Genomic DNA, 17702 nt, shown 5'->3' on the forward strand with positions numbered 1-17702 from the left:
TGGAACATAAGCCGAACATGTGCTATATGTGTATAGCAAACTCTAAAGGACGAAAGCGATGTTAGCAATCAGACTACCTGCCGAGATAGAAAGCCGCTTAGATTTTTTAGCGAAGAGTACCGGCAGGACTAAAACATTTTACGCCAAAGAGGCCATTCTTCAGCATCTGGATGATTTAGAAGACCTCTATCTGGCCGAACAGCGCTTAATGGCTATCCGCTCTGGGCAAAGCAAAACATATAGCTTAGAAGAAGTGGAGCGCAACCTTGGCTTGGCTGATTAAACTGGATGAAGAAGCTCAGAAAGATCTAGCCAAACTAGATAAACAAGTAGCACGACGAATTACGGCTTTTTTACGGGAGCGGGTAGCAACGCTAGAAGATCCACGCAGCATAGGCGAAGCCTTAAAAGGCTCTAAGCTCGGTGAATTCTGGAAGTACCGCGTAGGGGATTACCGACTTATCAGCAGCATAGAAGATGGAGCCTTGCGCATCTTGGTTGTGAAAATAGGTAATCGACGTGAAGTGTACAAATAGCTTTAAATCAAACAAAGCCCCTTTTCATAAAGGGGCTTTTTATTTATGTTGCCGCTGTAGCACTAGCCACATGCTTAAGAACGAATGATTTAGATGATGCTGGAAGTAGCGCTTCTTCATGCCTCATTATTTCTTCATATGCACGCGGTAAAAAGTATTCTTTTCCAACAACAAACCCAAGAGCTAACGAAAGTACAATAATCATCACGCTCATTACCATTAAAATTCGCAAGATACGTAGTTGAAATATTTCATTATGAAAGTGAGCATCTTTTATTTTCACATCATGATTGGCTACAATACCTATTTTTATAAACGGTTTATTTTTCATAATTCAATGAGCCATAAAATAAAATAGCCCGCATAATGCGGGCTGGCTTAATTAAATATAACAAAAATCATACTAAATAATTCACTTAATTATATTTTATCTTTATTTATGCTTATTTATTAATTACTTCGATACTCTTTCAGCGCTGAATCGCCTAAATCACAGTATTCAACCGCAGAAGGAGAACAGGTAACACACTGCCGTGCTCGTATTGTTGCCTCACCAAGCAATAAGCTTTTATTCGTCATCTTGCCTTTAAAAAAAGCATCTTCCTGTGCACTATTTTTATCTGCCCTAGGAATAAGCCGTCTCATTTGATCTCCACATGCATAAAGATCATTGCGCCTCATTGCTCGCCCCTCCTTCAAGATTGCACGCGTTTCTTTTTCTATTTGTTTCTCACTTACTGGGGCAGCCATTGCGGAAGATGAGAACAAGATAGAAAGCGTAATTAGTGGAATTGCATAAAATCCTTTAGATACTAATTTCATTTATAACCCTTTTAGTTGATTTAACTACAGACCTTCTTTGATTTACTCATGCTGCCATCTTTGCAAATAAACTTACCATTAGAACAATGGTCTATTCCTCCTTTTTTACCTGAGCAGGGTGTATTAGCGGCATGGCTAAACAAAGAAAGTAAAACTAAAGGCAAAGCAATGGCAGCAAATGACATTTTCATAAGAATATAACCATGTACTAATGTAAAAAATGGGGGACGCCCACTTAGGGCGAGGAGTGCTATTTGGTTTGATACATTTGCTATTGATGCCACATAGCCGCTAGCCAGTTAGTTCCTGAGTTTTAAAACTGAAACTTCTTCATTTTCAGATTGCCCTCAATGACCTGCCCTACGCCTCCAGCGTACTTTTGATTAATAACTGTCTGTGTTTCAACGCCAGCCTTCAACATTGACAAAAGCGCGGCTTGAACAGAAGGCGTAGCAGCACGTAAAGCGCTGATCATTTGCTGTTCTTGTGGGGATAATAATGCGGCTGTTCGTTCACCTGTGACGATATACAAGATATCTGCACCTAAATCAGCAAGTGGGATTAGTACCGAAACAGGGGCAACGACTTGGGACTTTTCATAGCCACCATATGCCCGAACTGAGATATTCAAAGAGTTTGCGAGGTCTACTTGAGACAAGCCAAGTCTTTTCCTTTCTTCTCGCAAGCGCTTAGAAATAAGAAGATATCGTTCTTCAACGTTTGACAACATAACGAAATCTGCCGATAATTGGTTCATAAGCTTTGTAACAGCACATAAAGACACTCTAAGACCTCTTAATGGTAGCAGAAAAATGAATGAATCCGGTCATGTCACCCCACGGCAGCCACGCGGCGTCTTGGATCAACAAGCCGTTAAAGCAAGATTTAGCTCTGCTGAACTCCTAATCATCAATCCAATGGCAAAAGCAGAGTGTCGATCTGTGGCTGCAATGGTCAGAATATTGGTACAGAAAGGGATCAACTCTCTTGGGATCGAAATTATCGACCTAGCACCTGAAAGTATTGAGGCTGAATGTGCAATAGAAGTAAAACAAGCAAAAATTCCTCAGGGTGACGCTAAGTAACGCTGGGAAATATAAGCCACTTACCCGACGAATGGTAGTCGTTTGTGGCTCTGCCTTTGGGTTTTGTAATTTTTGTTAGCTTTGGAGTAATCATCATGGCCGTAGAAATTTTTTGCCCATACTGTAATTCTAAAACCAATACACGAGACAGCCACCGCACATCCCCAACCTCAGTAGCGGCGGCCGTAAGATGCCGAGAGTGCTCAGCTAGGTTTGAGGTCACTATTCAGTTTAGCCGCTCACATATTCCAAATTTTGTAGAAGATCTAGAAGTCTTTAAATGGACAGAGTTTAGGCCCGCCAACGATCCAAAGTTTCATAAAGACCAGCTACCCCTCGCGCTCTAAACCTCAGTAGTAAAACCCCACATTCAATAAGTCTCCTGATGCCTGTTAAACAGCCATCAGGGCTTTGTTACGTCTGGATAAAACGATGGCCGCCACCGCAGAGCAATTAGCCCAACCCTTTACGCCAAGAGTCATTAATACATTGGAGCCTAAGCGCTGCAATGCAAAGAAGATCAATCTTGATGTGCGTAGCCTTGAGCTGGCAAAAATGCAAACGCTTCTAAACTGCCAGCCGGTGGCCGCGTGGGTAGCTATCCCGCCAGAAAATATTCCTACCGCAGAGAAGCAAGCCGACTTACCGCTTAGCTCAGACAACCGCGTTTTACTCGCTCAAATACAGAATTTAGTCATCGAGTTTAATGCGCAGCTACGCCCACTGATTCAGGGCGCTACATTCAGAAATATTGATAGCTTAAATATGCTGCCACTTACCCATTTACTGAATGCTTGTGGTGGTGGACTGGCTGAAATTAATCAGCGTTTCGAGATAGACACCGCTGCACGCATGAAGGCGTTACGCGCCTCCCCACTCACTCGCGGCGAAGACCGCCGAGCACCACTGGCAATGGACGCGTAATGAGCGCCGCCGCACAAAGCCGCTGGCATCAGCAGATTTACGCGCAGCAAGCGCGTCAAGAAGCCGCCAATGTTGAAAAGCTGATTATTGGCATGCCCGATCAGCTCAAGCACAGCTTGCGTAGCAAGTGGCGCAAATTAAGCAAAGCTGCGGGTCTCGCTGCTGTGCCTAACGCCAACGACTTTGTCCGCAAGTTTGCTAATAAATTACGGGCCACCCTGCTGCCGATTGAGTGCGACGACATCGAGCTGGGCGATATTGCCCGCAAGGCGGCAGAACAATGCGGCGACGTGGTGAGTAAAGCGAAAGCAGGCCGTAAAGACGATAGCTTGCTACGCCCCTACTTTATGCTTGAGGCGGTAAACATCGCTGCCGATCATGGGCTAGAGCTAGATTTAAGCGGCATGGAGCCAGAGCAGTTTGAGGCCATGACAAAACGCTTATGCGATCCAACGTGGTGGCGTGGCCGGTTAAAACGTGCGGTGACATTTGCCGTTGAACATGCCCATATCAGGCTAGGCGATGTGGGTAAGCATCAAGATGCTTATGTCACAGCGGCCACCGCGTTACGCATCCGCATTCGTAATGAAAACAATAAAAAAGCACTGCAAAAGGCCGAAGCCACCAACGAACAAGGCTTTACCGCCACGCTTGAAGAGCTAAGCCGCCGTGGTGTTTCTAATCCTGCTATTCGCCGCACTGAGTTGATGGTGCGTGTACGCGGGATGGAAGAACTAGCAACCGAGCTGGGTATGCCTGGCTTCTTTGTCACATTAACCGCGCCCTCTAAATACCACGCTTGCAGCAAGAAATATAAAGCTTTTGGCGAGCCATCCCCACGCGATACCCATCAGTATTTGTGCAAATTGTGGGCCAATTTACGCGCCCTATGGAAGCACCGCGATTTATCCCCGTTTGGTATTCGTGTTGTCGAGCCACACGCCGACGGCACGCCGCATTGGCATTTGCTGCTGTGGTGTGAAGCAGACCGCGCCGATTTAATGCTGGCGCTGTTTGAAGCCAAAGCGCTAGAAGAAGATGGCGACGAGGCAGGTGCTGATGAGCATCGCTTTACCATTGAAAACATCGACCCTAGCAAGGGTTCGGCTGTGGGTTATATCGCCAAGTATCTGTGCAAGAACATCGATGGCGCACATATGGATTTAGATTTTGAATCGGGTTACTCAGCCCCAATGGGTGCAGAGCTGGTACGTGCCTGGGCAAGTGTAAACCGTATTCGCCAATTTCAGACTATTGGCCAGCCACCGGTCACGATGTGGCGCGAGCTGCGCAAAGCCGATTTATTCGAGCAAGAAAACCTCATTATCTTAAGCGATTTACACCGCGCTGCTGACGTGGGCGACTGGGCCAAGTTCGCCAAAGCATTTAAGCGTGTGCAGCACGGTTACAAAATTGGTTATGAAAATGCCTTGGTGCCAGATGAAAGTACCGGCGAACTCATCGACCCAGTCAATAAATACGGCGAAGTGCGCTCGATTGTCTCTGCCGTGGTCGTGCGTGCGCCGAATGGCGTGATTGTTGAACGCATCAAAACCAAGTTGCACGAATGGGACGTGAGCTGGGGCCGAGACGACACACTCAGCAAAGTCATAGAAAAGTCAGCCCTTGGTTTTGATTTGGCCGTTGATTCTCAGCGCAGCGGCGAAGCCGCGAGCACTTGGACTTGTGTAAATAACTGTTCGACCCCTGAACATAAAGCCGAATTTCAGAGGCTTACTGAGGTTTTCCGCGCCGAAGATGCGGACTTTAAAACAGAGTTTCCCGCTTTGATTGCAGCCGGTAGCTGGGGAATCAATGCCGAAGGCAAAACAGCATGGCTTCCTCCCATATTTGATGAAGATTGGGGCGCTGATTGTGGCGCCACAACCGATCGAACAAACCTTTTTTAATACGTTAATGGAATAAAAAATGGAAGTTGAAACAATGGAAAGCATGGCTAAGCGATTGGCCGGTTGTGGCGCATCAGAACAAGTAAAAGCAGTAATAAAAGCGATCGCCATTATTAAAGATGCCTCTGGCTATCTTGATTCAGGTAATCGCATTACAGCACTGATCCACCTATCTGAAGCCTTGTCAGGAAAAGATCACGCGGTTGATACGCTACTCGATGCCGCATTTATGTTCCAAGAAGAATAGGAAAACTAATGAATAACGTAGATATAGCAATGCAAGCAGTTGAAACCGTTTTTAGTGACACCAGCGTTAGTCCCGAAAAAACAAAAGAAAATCTGGAAGACCTACAAAGCCACATTGAGGGTTTTCTTGATGCACTAGCCGCTGATGGTGTTGAGTAATTAACTAAGGAGTAAACCGGTGAGTGATTCCATCGACCGTGCATGTGAGCTTGCAGAAATGCAACGCATTAACGCCATTAGCCATCATTTTGAGACGGCCAAGCTTAGCAAGGACAAAACCCCAACGCCTAACGGAGAGTGCCGCTGGTGTGAGGCAATAGCCGTAAACGACACAGTATTTTGCTGCGAAGAGTGCGCCCAAGACTGGCAAGAACAAAACACTCGGAAAATAAAAATCCAGCGCATCCAAGGCTACTAATGAAGGGAATATATGCAGCACTCAACACGCTATGTAGTCATTGATAAATATTGCGAGATCACCGGTGATACACCGCAGGCTGTTTGGTCTCGAATAAAAAACGGCTACTGGCTCAAAGGCAGAGAAGTTTTAACACTCAGCGGTATGAAAACACTTATTGATTTAGAGGAATACGAAAGATGGGTAGAGATGGCGAAGGAGTTAAAGCAGCCAGTGCAACATCAATTCAAATCAGCTTCAGCTATCAAGGTATGCAATGCCGTGAACGTGTCCAGCTCAAGCCCACGACCGCTAACTTAGCCGCAGCCCAACGGCACAGAGACGCCATTTTACAAGCGATAGACAATGGCACCTTTGATTACCTAGTCACCTTTCCACAATCAAAGCTTGCTGAACGGTTTTCCAAAACACCAGGCAAAACAGAGATTCTAGAGTCCTACCTAACACGCTGGCTCGAACGACAAAAAACAAGCTTAAAAACCAGCACATTTGTGGATTATCAGCGAATCATTAACAACACCATCATTCCTCAATTTGGCCAACTGAAGCTAGCAGACTTAAAGCGCAATCATCTGCGTGAATGGTGCGACTCAATGACCAAGGTAGGAAATAAACGAATTGCAAATATTCTCAGCCCGCTACGTGTAGCGCTGCAAGATGCAACCCATGATGAAATGATTGAAAACAACCCGCTTTACGGCTGGAACTATCGCCGTAAAGATGCCCCAAAACCTGTAGATGATGTTGACCCATTCACCACCTCAGAACAAGCCAGCATCTTAGGTGTACTAAAGGGGACGTCCTACAATCAAGTACAATTCTCTTTCTGGACAGGCATCCGACCATCAGAACTGGTGGCGCTGGAATGGGGTGATATTGATTGGAAACGCGGAACTGTACGCATCAATAAGGCAATTACTCAGCATAGCGATGAAGCCGAGACCACCAAAACAAAATCAGGAATACGCAGCATCAAATTACTAGCCCCTGCCCTAGCTGCTATTAATGAGCAAAAAGCCCATTCATTAACTCATGAATCCGGCAGAATTTGGCTAAACCCTCGTTCAGGTGAACCATGGCAAGGAGATCAAGCTATTAGAAAAACGCTTTGGATTCCTACTATAAAGCGGGCAAAAGTCCGATACCGCCGCCCCTATCAAACCCGCCACACCTACGCCTCGATGATGCTGTCAGCAGGAGAGCATCCGATGTGGGTAGCCCAACAAATGGGCCATAGTGACTGGACAATGATTGCTCGAATTTATGGAAAATGGATGCCAGAAGCTAATAGAGAGGCAGGTAATAAAGCGGTATCTTTATTCGGGAAATAAGACTTGCATAAAAAAGGGCCGCACGACAGCGAGCCCTTTTTGTTTATCATTCAAACAAATTACTTTTGGAGAAACGTACATACCATAACAGATTGCCCTGTTTGGCCTGCAGCCGCTCTACACTCAGCAGCTTTATTCCAAGATGGCTGGATAAAACTACCTATAATAAAACCAACAATAGCAGCAGTCACAAGAAAAAAACCTACACGATCTTTCGGCTTGTCCCCGCGTTTAGTCCACGCTCCAAGACGGCGGAGCTGATAACCACAAAAATAAACTGACGGAAGAGCCACTGCACACACAAAAGAAACCATACCTATTTCAAAATATGCCATTTCATCACATCCATATATATATTTAAATAGTGGTGAACTAATCACAATTTTATAAAAAACAACAACCACTAAGCTGTGGATTAGCAAAAATATATATACGCTTTGTAAGTAAAAACGACAAATATAAAACATATTTTTTTGCCTAGTGTTAGATTATCCCCCATATGTAAGTTTAAAAAACACTTTGCACTCCAAATTTTTTTATTTAAAACAAAAAAACATCGTTATTAAAATAATTAGAATACTAAAAAGCTTACGAATAAGAAAACAGTATAAATAAGCAATAACAACTTAATAACAGCTATATTTTATATGCCCAATAAAATCAATAACTTATCATGCCATGATTCGGGTTCGACTCCCGCCGGCTCCACCAGTATAAAGCAATGAAATCAGCCACTTAGAGAAATCTAAGTGGCTTTTTTTATGCCTAAAAAGGCTCTTTTAGGCCCAACAATAGCAACATTAATAGCAACATTCCTTACAAAAAACACAGTTCAACAAAAAAACATTGCATCAGCAATGCAAGTCCTGTGTGTATTAATTACATCAGCTTACCTAGCCAATACACCCTACCTCTTATTGTGAGCCTAGTAAGCAAAGATTAAGATTAGTGTACTAATCTTGGTCTCTTATAGGTAGCAAGCATGAAAAGAGTAATACGCTTAGGCGACCAAACCAGCCACGGCGGAGTTGTAATAAGTGCTGCATCAACGAGCAATATGTTTGGCAAGCCTGTTGCTCTCCTTGGGGATAAAGTCAGTTGTCCAATCCCTGGCCACGGCGTTTGTCCAATTATTGAAGGTGACCCCTCGTGGAATGTTGGCGGTAAGTCCGTTGCATTAGAAGGTCATAAGACTTCATGTGGAGCGGTTCTAATCTCATCCATGCCAGAGGTCGGGCGCTCGTATGAAGGAAGCGGTGCAGCCTCATCTGGTGCATCTAACAGCGCAAAAAAAACTATGACAGCTGCGGCGGCTATAGTGGCGGCAGCAGATTACGACCAACACTTTGCTCTCACCGATGATTTAACCGGAAAACCATTAGCAAATCGAATGTATCGGATTAATTGGAGCGGTGGAATTGTTGAAGGTCGCACAGACGCTCAGGGCCACACACAAAAGATCAATGGTACCAAGCCGGAAGAAATCACCATTGAAGTATTCGCGGAGAATCCATAATGGGTCCATTAGTTCCTATAGTCGTTATTGCCGCATCCTTGACCTTAAAATCTGATACTAAACCTGTGCCTGTAAAAGTGAATAAACCACGCGGAACTCTCTATTGGGGCGGCGCGGGTCTTGATGGCCCTTATGTTAAGCCACAATTAGATATGTTTATGAAAGCAGGAATACAGCATTGTTATGTAGGGAAAACCAACTCTGCAACACAATCAATAGGTGATTACGGAATGTTTATAGATGCCCTACAAGCAGGCATCAACATTAGATATATTGATAACAGTGGGGAATGGCGATTAGCTGGAATGGACAAACCATCAGAGCAATTTAACTTGATTGGTTATTCTTATGGCTCATTATTAGCAGCACAAACAGCCAACTACTATGCAAAGAATGGCAATATTGTTAATCACCTAGTTTTACTAGGAAGCCCAATTGATGCAGACTTTCTAAAAGAGCTTAAGGCAAATAAGAATATTAAAAAGATTATCGTGATTGATTTAATTCAATATGGCGACCCAATTTATGCTGGAATTACTCAGACAGAACTTATTATGGGTGCTAAAACATTAGGTGATCAAATGAAAAACAATAAAGCAGAGGGGCATTTTTATTACGCTCATGTCGTCGCAGATAGTCCAAAACGGTGGGAGGCATTAGCCAACCGCTTATATGCAGAAGGTTTGAGATAAAGTATGAATAATCCCAGAAATGCACCTCTTCGTGCAGGCTCTATCTTATCGTGGCTTAGCGCCCTATCAAGCATCCTTCTAATGCTGTTAGTTTGCTGGTACGTCTACTACTTAACTGGCGCGAAAATAGACAAGGGGTCATTCTATACAGGGCCAGTAGGCGCAATGGGGGCACTCTTTTTTGTGTGTGGCTTTTCTCTGAGTGCACTATCTACAGCACTGGCTATAGGAGTGAGAATACGCGCCCCCAAAGGCTCAACGGAACGCATGAGGACATGGAAGATATGGCTTAGCGCTCATGCCCTATTCATTGTCGGAACAATCGGTACAGCATTACTCATCCATGCGCGTCTAAATTAATTATAGTATATGTGTGGGGGCAGGTCTTTTACCGATCTATCCCACAAAAACACCACCACAACAAACAATAAAACAAACATATACATAATTTTTTTAAAAAACTACGAAATACCAGTGTGCATATCCAGTCTTGCACCCCATGCGTAAAGGGTTTAAACCTAGCCAATACAATCAAGCACTTAGAATCAAGTCACATTTAAGGCCGTCACCACAAATCGCAACAAATGATTACCCTGCCCCGCACCGCACCCCCGCAGAAAGAATATTAAGTAAGGTAGCTTAACAGCCTCCCCTCGTTGTTCCCGCCCCCTCTACAGCAGATCGCAAACCTAATCCAACACCACGAACAAAGCACAATCTTCAAGTAAATTTAATGTAATATAGTGATGCAAATACGTCAGGCTGTGCGGTAATCCCCCCACAAAACCAGCTCATTCTTAAGTAGAAATAACTGGGGTAAGAGCAAATAACGGGATTTAAATTTGCTCTGGACTCAGTTACTCCCTAAGTGAGCAGGCGGGGTGGGGTCATGAGGGTGCGCGCTGGGGGCTGAGTGTAGGCTTTACCCAAGCCGCCGGTGTTGTTGGGAATGATGCCCATCAGTTGTGCGGGTACGCGATGAGCGCTGAGTTGGTCGTCACGGGTTACGTTTTTGATATTCCAGAAGTCATCCTTCGCCGCCACTTCCCAGATCGGCAAGATCTGCATGCCGTCTTTCTTGCCGTCAGGCGCATACACCATCAGATTTTTGAAATTGCCAGAGCCTTCTCTGCCTTATAAATCGGTGAGCGCAAATCATTGAGTATCGCTTTTGTCTCATTCTTGCTGAAATCACCCACTGCTTATTTTAAGAAAACAGCGAATCAATACCTTAATTAAGAGTTGAAAAGGCTCCCTACACTCCCTACTAAAAGCTGTATTAATGCTTCCCCCTACAGCACTTACCTTACAAATACTTATTTTGTTCATAATTACACCATACAAACACTGAAAACCTATCGCGGGAAATACGAAGCTTCATGTAATATATATTTCGTCTTGTAAGTCATTGGTTTTTATGACATTTGATCTATTCGCCTGATTCTCTCTGCAGCTTTTAATCAGCATCAGCGCCTTACATCTCTTCAGCTAGGCTGACGGCACAGCATGAGGCAAACAGCAGTTACCGCAACGCGTAACAGCTAGTAAAGGCATCAATAAGGCCTAGCCCACGCATCGGCTGGCGCAAGCTGGGGCTAGTCATTTATTCCGCGTATTGGGCAAGCGGTGCTGATCGACTTTATCTAAGGCGATATCGACCGCCCCATTCTTACTGCTGAGCCATATAACAGCAGCCATCCAGTAGCAACCTTTGGTGCCGCAGGGGATGAGCGAACGCTCTCTTCTCACCATGTACCCCCTGCTGCCTCGAATCTAGTAAACAAATGGAGGTTTACAGCCAAAGCACTTGATTTTCTTTCAATCACAAGGAGTACGATATGATGAGATTTTATAAAGGATTTGCCATTGCTGCAGGGCTCATTCCATTATTGTCCGGCTGCGTAACCGAGGAGGCCCGCCCTTCTGATGCGGTGACTACGGTGGCTGAAGCTAGTTTCAAACAGGCCGCAAGCTCCATCATCAAAACCGATTTCGAAATATTCAAGCAATGCACCGATAGCTGCATGCTCTCCCCTCCGGAACCCGGCAAGTTCATCAGCACCTCGCTACCGGTGCAAATTACCCCATCACCGGAAGAGGGGGTTTTATATTATTCGATGTTTGTGCAAGACCGTTTCGCCTCCGCCGCCAATAATAGCGCCACCATCAAAATTGACAACTTCGCCAAGATTCGGATCAACAATGGTTACGATACTGGCTCCGCGCCGGGCAGTTTAATCATCGAATTGGCCACGCCCGATGGCCAGGTCAAAAAATTTACTCATAAACGCCGCACCGAATGGTTCACCCTGAATTGGGCCGTGCCGATTGGCAAAGACGCGCCCACCAGCATCAAGCTATTTATCATGGACATCGACAGCAATAAAAAGATTGTCGATCACTCACCGCTATACAGCGTGGACTTGAACGATGCCGACTTGGCGCGCTGGCCAGCCAAGGCTACGCTGGCGTTCAGCTCTGCCAATGCCAGGAACGACATCATCCTGTCTTGGCCAGGCGTGGGCTATACCGCCGCGCCGATGCAGCACAACCGGCAAAAGCGCTGGAGCGAATGGCATAGCGGCATCGTGCTGTGCTGGCTGGACCCGCTGGATGCCATCTACAACTACGTCACCCAAAACCGCTGCCAACTGAAGAACACTTGGGAGGGCTCGCTGTACAAAGTGGTAGCCGGCAAGCCTCAGATCAATGAATTCAAACCGATAGCCAAAGCTCCGATCCAGCACCGGGTGCACTTCAGCAAGGAAAACGCGCTCGGCGCGCTATCCGCGCACCGTGTTTGCGGCATCCCGCTGGAATCACTAGCCCGCACTCGTCAACCTAGGAACTGGGAAGAGCTATCTGCCTGCGGCTTCCGGGTGGAAAACATCGTCGCTCTGTATATCGCCACTCGGCTGTCTTTCGACCGCTTCCGCTTGGTAGTCGAGGATTTGATCCACTCCCGTCCAGTCAGCGGTGCTGAAAACCCAGAGGCACTGGAGCAATTGGGAAGCGCAGTGCGCGAAACGCCAGAACTGGCCCGCGAAGGGCTAGCCGAGGCAGAAGCCCGCTTGAACGCCTACCGCGCCAACCATCCGGGCAGCAGCGCCGATGACGCGCAAAGAGCGGACGTGTTGTCCTTAACTTGCCCAGCCGACAGCGCGCCTTGCAACGTGCCCGATGCCACCGGCGCGCACGTCAACCGCGAGTACCACCCCGGCGCAGACTATTTTGCACCGGGCGAGCCAGTGGAATTCCTCACCAACGGCACTACCCACAACTGGAACCAAGAGCGCCTGCTGGCTACCCATCAGCGATTATTAGATCTGGGCTATGTCTTCGCGGGCTATCACGGTGGTTCGATCGCTGCCGCCAGAAGTATCGTAACCGGCGGCATCACTCGCCGGTCTCAGGAGCTACAGCCAATCTGGCGCGGCCTCTACATCGCCGGTAACCCAGAAGTCGCCTACGGCTACGCCCTAGATAACGATAGCGGCGCAACGGGCACCATGATGCGCGTCTATGTACCCAGAACCGCCCTCTCCCAGTTGTTCCGCACCAACCAAGCACTGAGCGACGAGGCCGCAGCGCTCAGGGAAATTGGTCGCTTACTCGGCCGAAACATTACGCTTGCAGATACCTTGGGATATGAATCGATCACTGGGCCGCAAGACCCAGGCGATCCGGATGAAACCATCTTGGGTTGGGATCTGGCGGAACATGCAGTAGTGATTCCGTCCATGATCCGGGGCAATAACGGCTCACAACTCAATCTACCGGACTATGAGAAAAATATCAGCACGCTGCCCAACTACGTCACCAATGACAAGACTGAGCTAAAATAGCGAGGATGGCTCGCTCACGCTGCAAAAGAAATAATAACCAGTAAGCACTAAACCACGGCGCACGGCTTTTCATGGTGAAAGGCTGTGCGCTCTGTGGCTTAACAGGGTATGTCTATTACATGCCGCTCGCCAAAAACCGGCGCTGCACCGCAACAAAATCATCTAAATGTGAAGCAAATGGCACGTGCGCTGCCCCCGCGTGCACCACCAGCTCGGCATGCGGCAGGGTTTGCGCCAGCCACTCAGCCGCGCCCAGCGGGGTAAGCGTATCACGGTTGCCAAATTGCAGTAATACAGGGCAGCTGAGCGTGGCCATTTGACCGCGCAGATCGGTATCGCGCAAAATCGCCAGCCCCTGCTGCAAGGCGGCAAGGCTAGGCTCGCCGTGTAAGAATAATTCCTGACTCAATGTTTTAGCCAGTGCCCTTGCCGCCTCTCCCCCTTGCACTTGTAAACTAATAAAGCGCTTTAAAGTGCCTTGCCAATCTGCGGCTAGGCTGGCGGCAAATTGGCTCATGGTGGATGCGGCCATCGCTGGCTGCCAATCATCCCGCTGCATAAAACATGGCGTTGAGGCAATCAAGCTAAGCGAGCGAATTTTATCTGGCTGCGCCAAAGCCCAGCGGCTAGCTACCGCGCCGCCTAAAGACCAACCCACCACTTGCACCGGCCGAGGGAAAGCGGCATCTAGCGCCGCCACCATCTGCTCCAGCGATAAAAGCTGATCGCTATGGCTTTTGCCGTGGCCGGGTAAATCGACCAAATGTAGGCAAAAATCATCGCTCAGTGCCGCCGCCACGCTACGCCAAACCGTGCTATTCATTGCCCAACCATGCAGCAAAACCACATCCGGCCCACGGCCGATTGATTCAATATGTAAAGAATTCATTGATTTCCAGGTGTTTTTAAAAAATTCTGTAGGGTGGGCATCTGTGCCCACGCGTATCGGCAACATGCCCGCGCAGACTGCCCATGCGCTGCTTTGCGTGGGCACACCTACAGTCCCTTCACCCTGCCAGCAATTCTTGCAAATGCCTAATCAACACTGCGATATCCTCAGCCGAATGCGCGGCCGAAAGGGTGATGCGTAAACGGGGGGTGGGCACGGTAGGCGGACGGATTGCGCCAACCCAAATGCCACGCTCAAACAGCGCTTTGGCGATGCGCAGCGCGGTTTGGTTATCTGGCAGCAGCACAATCTGGATGGCGGTAGAGGAATCAAGCAGATTGCCGTGCGTTTTTAAACCGGCTCTGAAAGTAGCGATATGCGCGGCCAAGCGCTCACGCCGCCAGCTTTCCAACTCGATTAATTCCAAGCTTTTAAGCATGGCGCAAGATAAAAGCGGCGGCATGGCGGTGGTATAAACATAACTATGTGCAGTGTTTAGCAGCCAATCGCACAAGACTTGCTCACCTGCAACAAAGGCCCCCGCTACACCCGCCGCCTTGCCTAAAGTGGCCATATAAATAATGCGCGGAGATGCCACGCCAAACTCGGCCAAACTGCCTCGCCCCTGCCCCAGCACGCCAAAGCCGTGTGCGTCGTCCAAAAATAGCCAAGCATCGTATTGCTCGGCCAATGCCAGCAAGGCCTTAATCGGCGCAATATCGCCATCCATACTAAACACGGCATCGGCCACAATTAGCTTACGCTTGGCGCTGCTGGCGGCCAGCAGGCTCTCTAGAGCGGCTAAATCTTGATGCGGGTAGCGTTTAAAATCTGCCTTAGAAAGCGCCACGGCATCGTTTAAAGAGGCGTGGTTCAGTTTATCGGCAAATACCGTATCACCGCGCCCAACCATTGCGGTAATCACCGCTAAATTAGCCATATAGCCAGTAGAAAATCCTAGCGCCGCAGGCATGCCAACAAAGGCTGCCAGCCTGTCTTCAAGCGCTTGGTGCGGGCCAAAATGCCCGGCCAATAAATGCGCAGCACCACTGCCCACCCCCCATTCTGCCGCCCCCTGTTGAGCGGCGTTTACCAGCTCGGGGTGATTGGCAAGGCCTAGATAATCGTTGCTGCAAAAATTAATCAGCTCGCGCCCCGCAATCACCACATGTGCGCCCTGTGGGCTATCAATCTGACGACGGGAGCGCAGCAAGCCTGCTTGCTCACGCTCGGCAAGCTTGGTGGCAAACTGGGAAAATGGCATGGGAGGTCCAGCAGGGGAAAACCTCAATTCTAACATTAGCGCCAGCAGCAAAGACCGGCTCAGGCTAAGCCGCAGGGATAAATGTCGTTAAAGAGGTGGCCTACTCGATGCTTAAAGTTTTTACTTGCCACGCAGATCGCTCGTAATAAGGTTTAGTTTGCAGCTCTGGCTTGCTGTCGTAAGGGTAAACAATAAACAGTGGTCCTTTGGTTCGTGCGGGAATAGCCTGGCCATTCATTTTATGCGCCAGCAGCATATTAAATTGATTCACATCGTCAAAAGGAATCTCGGTTTTATAATCATTCAGCGCAACGGCTTTAATTTGCTGGCCGCTGGCTTTGGCTGCCCGTAATACATCGCGCAATAAGGGGCCGGTAAATTTAATGGGTAGCGCATCCCAAGGGGTTTTAGTACTGAAACTTTGCTGCGGCAGTTTTTCCAGCATCGCCAGATCAAACACCGCCGCCGTGGCCGTGTTTTTTTCGCCGACTTTGCCATTAATAGTCAAAATAATCTTGCCACTGGCTGGCTCCAGCGCTGCAGCAGGTAGAAATAAAAGCATCATCATTAGTAAGCGAAATACATTCATGGATGGGCCTTTTTTTAGCCAGTTTTAAACCTAAAATCGCCCTATACCAGTGCTGCAGCGGCTAAATCACTGCAGGCAGGGGCGGGTAATAGTTTTTCGATTGCAGCAACATCCACCTCATCGATCTGATCTTGCTGCATAAATTTTTCTGCAAACACCAGCCACAGCTTACTGTGCAAGAAATATCGAAACAGCTCTGCATCTATATGCTGATCTTTGGCCATAAACGCCATAATCCGCAGCGATTCGGTCAGTGTTTTGGGCGATTTATATGGGCGATCAGCAGCGGTTAGTGCTTCAAATACATCGGCCAACGCCATAACTCGATCAGCGGTACTCAACTTATCGGCAGATAAACGCCGTGGGTAACCTTTGCCGTCCAGTTTTTCATGATGTGTTGCTGCGATATCCGGCACTTTAGCAAGCTGAGCAGGCCATGGCAGGCCGCGCAACATGATCAGTGTTTGCACAATATGGTCGTTAATTTTAAAGCGGTCTTCTTCCGTTAATGTGCCACGCCGAATAGATAGGTTGTAGAGCTCGCCCATATTTTGCGCATGCTTTGGCAAATCCATATCAAAGCCATGATGATTATTTGGATCATTTTTTTCTACCGCAGGCTTACGCTCCCCCCAAGGCACAATATGATCGCCACGGTCTGCCAGCAGCTGCTCCGCCACAGGCAGCCTTTCAGGAACATATTCACCTAGCCTGCGGTTTTCGTCAGCAGATAAGCCAAGTTGTTTATCAAAATTGCGCAGCCATGTTTGCCCGCCAATTTGCTTTAGGCGCTCTATATCTGCATCGGCCATAAATTCGCCGCCTACATTACAGCGGGCAACAAAAATAAAATCATCTTGTAAGGCTTGCTGGCGCTGTTTTAGCGCCGCCATTGATGTGCTTTCATCTGCACCAAAAGCCACCGCCCGCCAGTGATCCAACTCGGCATCACGCCACATCACTTCAAAGCGCATCCGTACTTCATGGATGCGGTTGTAAATGGTTTCAAGCTTGGTGGCTTTATCAATAATATGCTCAGGGCTGATCACCTTGCCGCAATCATGTAGCCACGCACCTAGGTGAAACTCATAGCGCTGATCTTCGCTCATTTTAAAGCTAGTATAAGGCCCGCTTTCTTCTTGGCCCATTTGATCGACCAGCATGCCGGCCAGCTCTGGAACACGCTCGCAATGGCCACCGGTATAGGGGCTTTTGGCATCAATGGCATCCGCCATCAGCCGGATAACGGCATCCAGTAGTTTTTTCTGCGCATCAATCAGCTGACGCGTTTCTATTGATACGGCCAACATGCCCGACAGCTTATGTACAAACTCCATAAACGAGCTATCGGAATGCCTGATATCGTCCTGATACTGCAAAATAAGCAAGCCTTCTGGCTGCCCGCTGCGGCCACGCAGCTCAATCTGCATCTCAAGCATTCCTTCTGCCACTTTATGAATCACCGGCGGGCCCTGCTGCCGGTCGATATACACAAAGCCCGTATCCGTATGGCCCAATAATGGGCCCACGGCCACAGCACGCTCCATTTTGGCATGACTGTGATTCAGTAAATAAACGACTCCCGCCTGGCAGCGCGTTGCCTTCACCAGCTGCTTAAGGACATTGTCCAGCATG

22 protein-coding genes are annotated in these 17702 nt (G+C 47.9%); 13 read left to right on the plus strand and 9 right to left on the minus strand.

All coding sequences use genetic code 11. The features are described from left to right. The first annotated feature begins 58 nt into the window (after positions 1–58). Together Q0R17_RS12220 and Q0R17_RS12225 are read left to right on the plus strand one after the other, a co-directional pair. Positions 59–283, plus strand: coding sequence for a DUF6290 family protein (locus tag Q0R17_RS12220; protein ID WP_293935577.1), 225 nt, complete (start codon positions 59–61; stop codon positions 281–283). Next, on the plus strand, positions 267–536 hold the full coding sequence (locus Q0R17_RS12225) for a type II toxin-antitoxin system RelE/ParE family toxin (protein WP_046352216.1): 270 nt from the start codon (positions 267–269) through the stop codon (positions 534–536). The genes Q0R17_RS12220 and Q0R17_RS12225 overlap by 17 nt, the downstream gene beginning before the upstream one ends. A 43-nt stretch (positions 537–579) precedes the next feature. On the opposite strand, the gene Q0R17_RS12230 is transcribed toward Q0R17_RS12225, so the two are convergent. Continuing rightward, positions 580–867 carry a hypothetical protein gene (locus tag Q0R17_RS12230; protein WP_293935578.1) on the minus strand — a complete coding sequence of 96 codons (288 nt, stop codon included), beginning with the start codon at positions 865–867 and terminating at the stop codon, positions 580–582. 119 nt (positions 868–986) lie between these two features. After that, on the minus strand, positions 987–1358 hold the full coding sequence (locus Q0R17_RS12235) for a hypothetical protein (RefSeq protein WP_293935579.1): 372 nt from the start codon (positions 1356–1358) through the stop codon (positions 987–989). 48 nt (positions 1359–1406) lie between these two features. Here Q0R17_RS12235 and Q0R17_RS12240 point away from each other — a divergent pair, with 48 nt between their 5' ends. Continuing rightward, positions 1407–1559 (plus strand): hypothetical protein, encoded by a 153-nt coding sequence (locus Q0R17_RS12240; protein WP_293935580.1) that lies wholly within the window; start codon positions 1407–1409, stop codon positions 1557–1559. Positions 1560–1671: 112 nt separating this feature from the next. Here the strand turns inward: Q0R17_RS12240 and Q0R17_RS12245 are convergent, their stop codons facing one another. Then, the gene (locus Q0R17_RS12245; protein ID WP_293935581.1) at positions 1672–2115 is read right to left on the minus strand and encodes a helix-turn-helix domain-containing protein; all 444 of its coding nucleotides are present in this window, start codon (positions 2113–2115) and stop codon (positions 1672–1674) included. Between the two features lie 55 nt (positions 2116–2170). On the opposite strand from Q0R17_RS12245, the gene Q0R17_RS12250 reads away from it, so the two are divergent. The 7 genes from Q0R17_RS12250 (at position 2171) to Q0R17_RS12280 (ending at position 7272) form a co-directional block, all read left to right on the plus strand. Further along, positions 2171–2443, plus strand: coding sequence for a hypothetical protein (locus Q0R17_RS12250; RefSeq protein ID WP_293935582.1), 273 nt, complete (start codon positions 2171–2173; stop codon positions 2441–2443). Between the two features lie 432 nt (positions 2444–2875). Continuing rightward, complete coding sequence (locus Q0R17_RS12255) at positions 2876–3367, plus strand: hypothetical protein (protein ID WP_293935583.1); 492 nt, start codon at positions 2876–2878, stop codon at positions 3365–3367. Next, positions 3367–5277 (plus strand): replication endonuclease, encoded by a 1911-nt coding sequence (locus Q0R17_RS12260; RefSeq protein WP_293935584.1) that lies wholly within the window; start codon positions 3367–3369, stop codon positions 5275–5277. The genes Q0R17_RS12255 and Q0R17_RS12260 overlap by 1 nt, the downstream gene beginning before the upstream one ends. A gap of 19 nt (positions 5278–5296) precedes the next feature. Beyond that, positions 5297–5524 (plus strand): hypothetical protein, encoded by a 228-nt coding sequence (locus Q0R17_RS12265; protein ID WP_293935585.1) that lies wholly within the window; start codon positions 5297–5299, stop codon positions 5522–5524. An 8-nt stretch (positions 5525–5532) separates the two neighbouring features. After that, a complete protein-coding gene (locus Q0R17_RS12270; RefSeq protein WP_293935586.1) occupies positions 5533–5682 on the plus strand; it encodes a hypothetical protein in 150 nt (49 codons plus the stop codon). Between the two features lie 19 nt (positions 5683–5701). Then, entirely contained in the window at positions 5702–5941 is a 240-nt protein-coding gene (locus Q0R17_RS12275) for a hypothetical protein (protein WP_293935587.1), read from the plus strand. A gap of 179 nt (positions 5942–6120) precedes the next feature. After that, positions 6121–7272, plus strand: a complete 1152-nt coding sequence (locus Q0R17_RS12280; protein ID WP_293935588.1) for a site-specific integrase — start codon at positions 6121–6123, stop codon at positions 7270–7272. A 59-nt stretch (positions 7273–7331) separates the two neighbouring features. Here the strand turns inward: Q0R17_RS12280 and Q0R17_RS12285 are convergent, their stop codons facing one another. Then, entirely contained in the window at positions 7332–7739 is a 408-nt protein-coding gene (locus tag Q0R17_RS12285) for a hypothetical protein (protein WP_293935589.1), read from the minus strand. 515 nt (positions 7740–8254) lie between these two features. Between Q0R17_RS12285 and Q0R17_RS12290 the strand changes: the two genes are divergently transcribed. Further along, positions 8255–8788 (plus strand): PAAR domain-containing protein, encoded by a 534-nt coding sequence (locus Q0R17_RS12290; RefSeq protein ID WP_293935590.1) that lies wholly within the window; start codon positions 8255–8257, stop codon positions 8786–8788. After that, positions 8788–9480 (plus strand): alpha/beta hydrolase, encoded by a 693-nt coding sequence (locus Q0R17_RS12295; RefSeq protein ID WP_293935591.1) that lies wholly within the window; start codon positions 8788–8790, stop codon positions 9478–9480. Before Q0R17_RS12290 ends, Q0R17_RS12295 begins: the two co-directional genes overlap by 1 nt. Positions 9481–10344: 864 nt before the next feature. Here Q0R17_RS12295 and Q0R17_RS12300 read toward each other — a convergent pair. Further along, positions 10345–10581: a hypothetical protein gene (locus Q0R17_RS12300; RefSeq protein ID WP_293935592.1), complete on the minus strand. Its 237-nt coding sequence runs from the start codon at positions 10579–10581 to the stop codon at positions 10345–10347. A 737-nt stretch (positions 10582–11318) separates the two neighbouring features. Between Q0R17_RS12300 and Q0R17_RS12305 the strand changes: the two genes are divergently transcribed. Further along, complete coding sequence (locus Q0R17_RS12305) at positions 11319–13325, plus strand: exotoxin A binding domain-containing protein (protein ID WP_293935593.1); 2007 nt, start codon at positions 11319–11321, stop codon at positions 13323–13325. Between the two features lie 115 nt (positions 13326–13440). Here Q0R17_RS12305 and bioH read toward each other — a convergent pair whose 3' ends face one another. From bioH to Q0R17_RS12325, 4 genes are all read right to left on the minus strand, one after another. Further along, the gene (gene bioH / locus Q0R17_RS12310; RefSeq protein ID WP_293935594.1) at positions 13441–14214 is read right to left on the minus strand and encodes a pimeloyl-ACP methyl ester esterase BioH; all 774 of its coding nucleotides are present in this window, start codon (positions 14212–14214) and stop codon (positions 13441–13443) included. 118 nt (positions 14215–14332) lie between these two features. Further along, positions 14333–15478, minus strand: a complete 1146-nt coding sequence (bioF, locus tag Q0R17_RS12315; RefSeq protein ID WP_293935595.1) for an 8-amino-7-oxononanoate synthase — start codon at positions 15476–15478, stop codon at positions 14333–14335. A gap of 100 nt (positions 15479–15578) precedes the next feature. Continuing rightward, entirely contained in the window at positions 15579–16067 is a 489-nt protein-coding gene (locus Q0R17_RS12320) for a molybdopterin-dependent oxidoreductase (protein ID WP_293935596.1), read from the minus strand. Positions 16068–16108: 41 nt separating this feature from the next. Continuing rightward, positions 16109–17702: HD-GYP domain-containing protein (locus Q0R17_RS12325; protein WP_293935597.1), on the minus strand; the 1594-nt coding region annotated here is incomplete at its 5' end.

Source organism: Iodobacter sp., from assembly GCF_025352645.1.
Classification (GTDB): Bacteria; Pseudomonadota; Gammaproteobacteria; order Burkholderiales; family Chitinibacteraceae; genus Iodobacter.

What these genes read in the sequence shown, in the direction of transcription:
- Q0R17_RS12220 (WP_293935577.1), top strand. Translation starts at nt 59, where the DNA reads ATGTTAGCAATCAGACTACCTGCCGAGATAGAAAGCCGCTTAGATTTT.
- Q0R17_RS12230 (WP_293935578.1), bottom strand. Translation starts at nt 867, where the DNA reads ATGAAAAATAAACCGTTTATAAAAATAGGTATTGTAGCCAATCATGAT.
- Q0R17_RS12235 (WP_293935579.1), bottom strand. Translation starts at nt 1,358, where the DNA reads ATGAAATTAGTATCTAAAGGATTTTATGCAATTCCACTAATTACGCTT.
- Q0R17_RS12240 (WP_293935580.1), top strand. Translation starts at nt 1,407, where the DNA reads ATGCTGCCATCTTTGCAAATAAACTTACCATTAGAACAATGGTCTATT.
- Q0R17_RS12245 (WP_293935581.1), bottom strand. Translation starts at nt 2,115, where the DNA reads ATGAACCAATTATCGGCAGATTTCGTTATGTTGTCAAACGTTGAAGAA.
- Q0R17_RS12250 (WP_293935582.1), top strand. Translation starts at nt 2,171, where the DNA reads ATGAATGAATCCGGTCATGTCACCCCACGGCAGCCACGCGGCGTCTTG.
- Q0R17_RS12255 (WP_293935583.1), top strand. Translation starts at nt 2,876, where the DNA reads ATGGCCGCCACCGCAGAGCAATTAGCCCAACCCTTTACGCCAAGAGTC.
- Q0R17_RS12260 (WP_293935584.1), top strand. Translation starts at nt 3,367, where the DNA reads ATGAGCGCCGCCGCACAAAGCCGCTGGCATCAGCAGATTTACGCGCAG.
- Q0R17_RS12265 (WP_293935585.1), top strand. Translation starts at nt 5,297, where the DNA reads ATGGAAGTTGAAACAATGGAAAGCATGGCTAAGCGATTGGCCGGTTGT.
- Q0R17_RS12270 (WP_293935586.1), top strand. Translation starts at nt 5,533, where the DNA reads ATGAATAACGTAGATATAGCAATGCAAGCAGTTGAAACCGTTTTTAGT.
- Q0R17_RS12280 (WP_293935588.1), top strand. Translation starts at nt 6,121, where the DNA reads ATGGGTAGAGATGGCGAAGGAGTTAAAGCAGCCAGTGCAACATCAATT.
- Q0R17_RS12285 (WP_293935589.1), bottom strand. Translation starts at nt 7,739, where the DNA reads ATGTTTTATATTTGTCGTTTTTACTTACAAAGCGTATATATATTTTTG.
- Q0R17_RS12290 (WP_293935590.1), top strand. Translation starts at nt 8,255, where the DNA reads ATGAAAAGAGTAATACGCTTAGGCGACCAAACCAGCCACGGCGGAGTT.
- Q0R17_RS12295 (WP_293935591.1), top strand. Translation starts at nt 8,788, where the DNA reads ATGGGTCCATTAGTTCCTATAGTCGTTATTGCCGCATCCTTGACCTTA.
- Q0R17_RS12300 (WP_293935592.1), bottom strand. Translation starts at nt 10,581, where the DNA reads ATGGTGTATGCGCCTGACGGCAAGAAAGACGGCATGCAGATCTTGCCG.
- Q0R17_RS12305 (WP_293935593.1), top strand. Translation starts at nt 11,319, where the DNA reads ATGATGAGATTTTATAAAGGATTTGCCATTGCTGCAGGGCTCATTCCA.
- bioH (WP_293935594.1), bottom strand. Translation starts at nt 14,214, where the DNA reads ATGAATTCTTTACATATTGAATCAATCGGCCGTGGGCCGGATGTGGTT.
- bioF (WP_293935595.1), bottom strand. Translation starts at nt 15,478, where the DNA reads ATGCCATTTTCCCAGTTTGCCACCAAGCTTGCCGAGCGTGAGCAAGCA.
- Q0R17_RS12320 (WP_293935596.1), bottom strand. Translation starts at nt 16,067, where the DNA reads ATGAATGTATTTCGCTTACTAATGATGATGCTTTTATTTCTACCTGCT.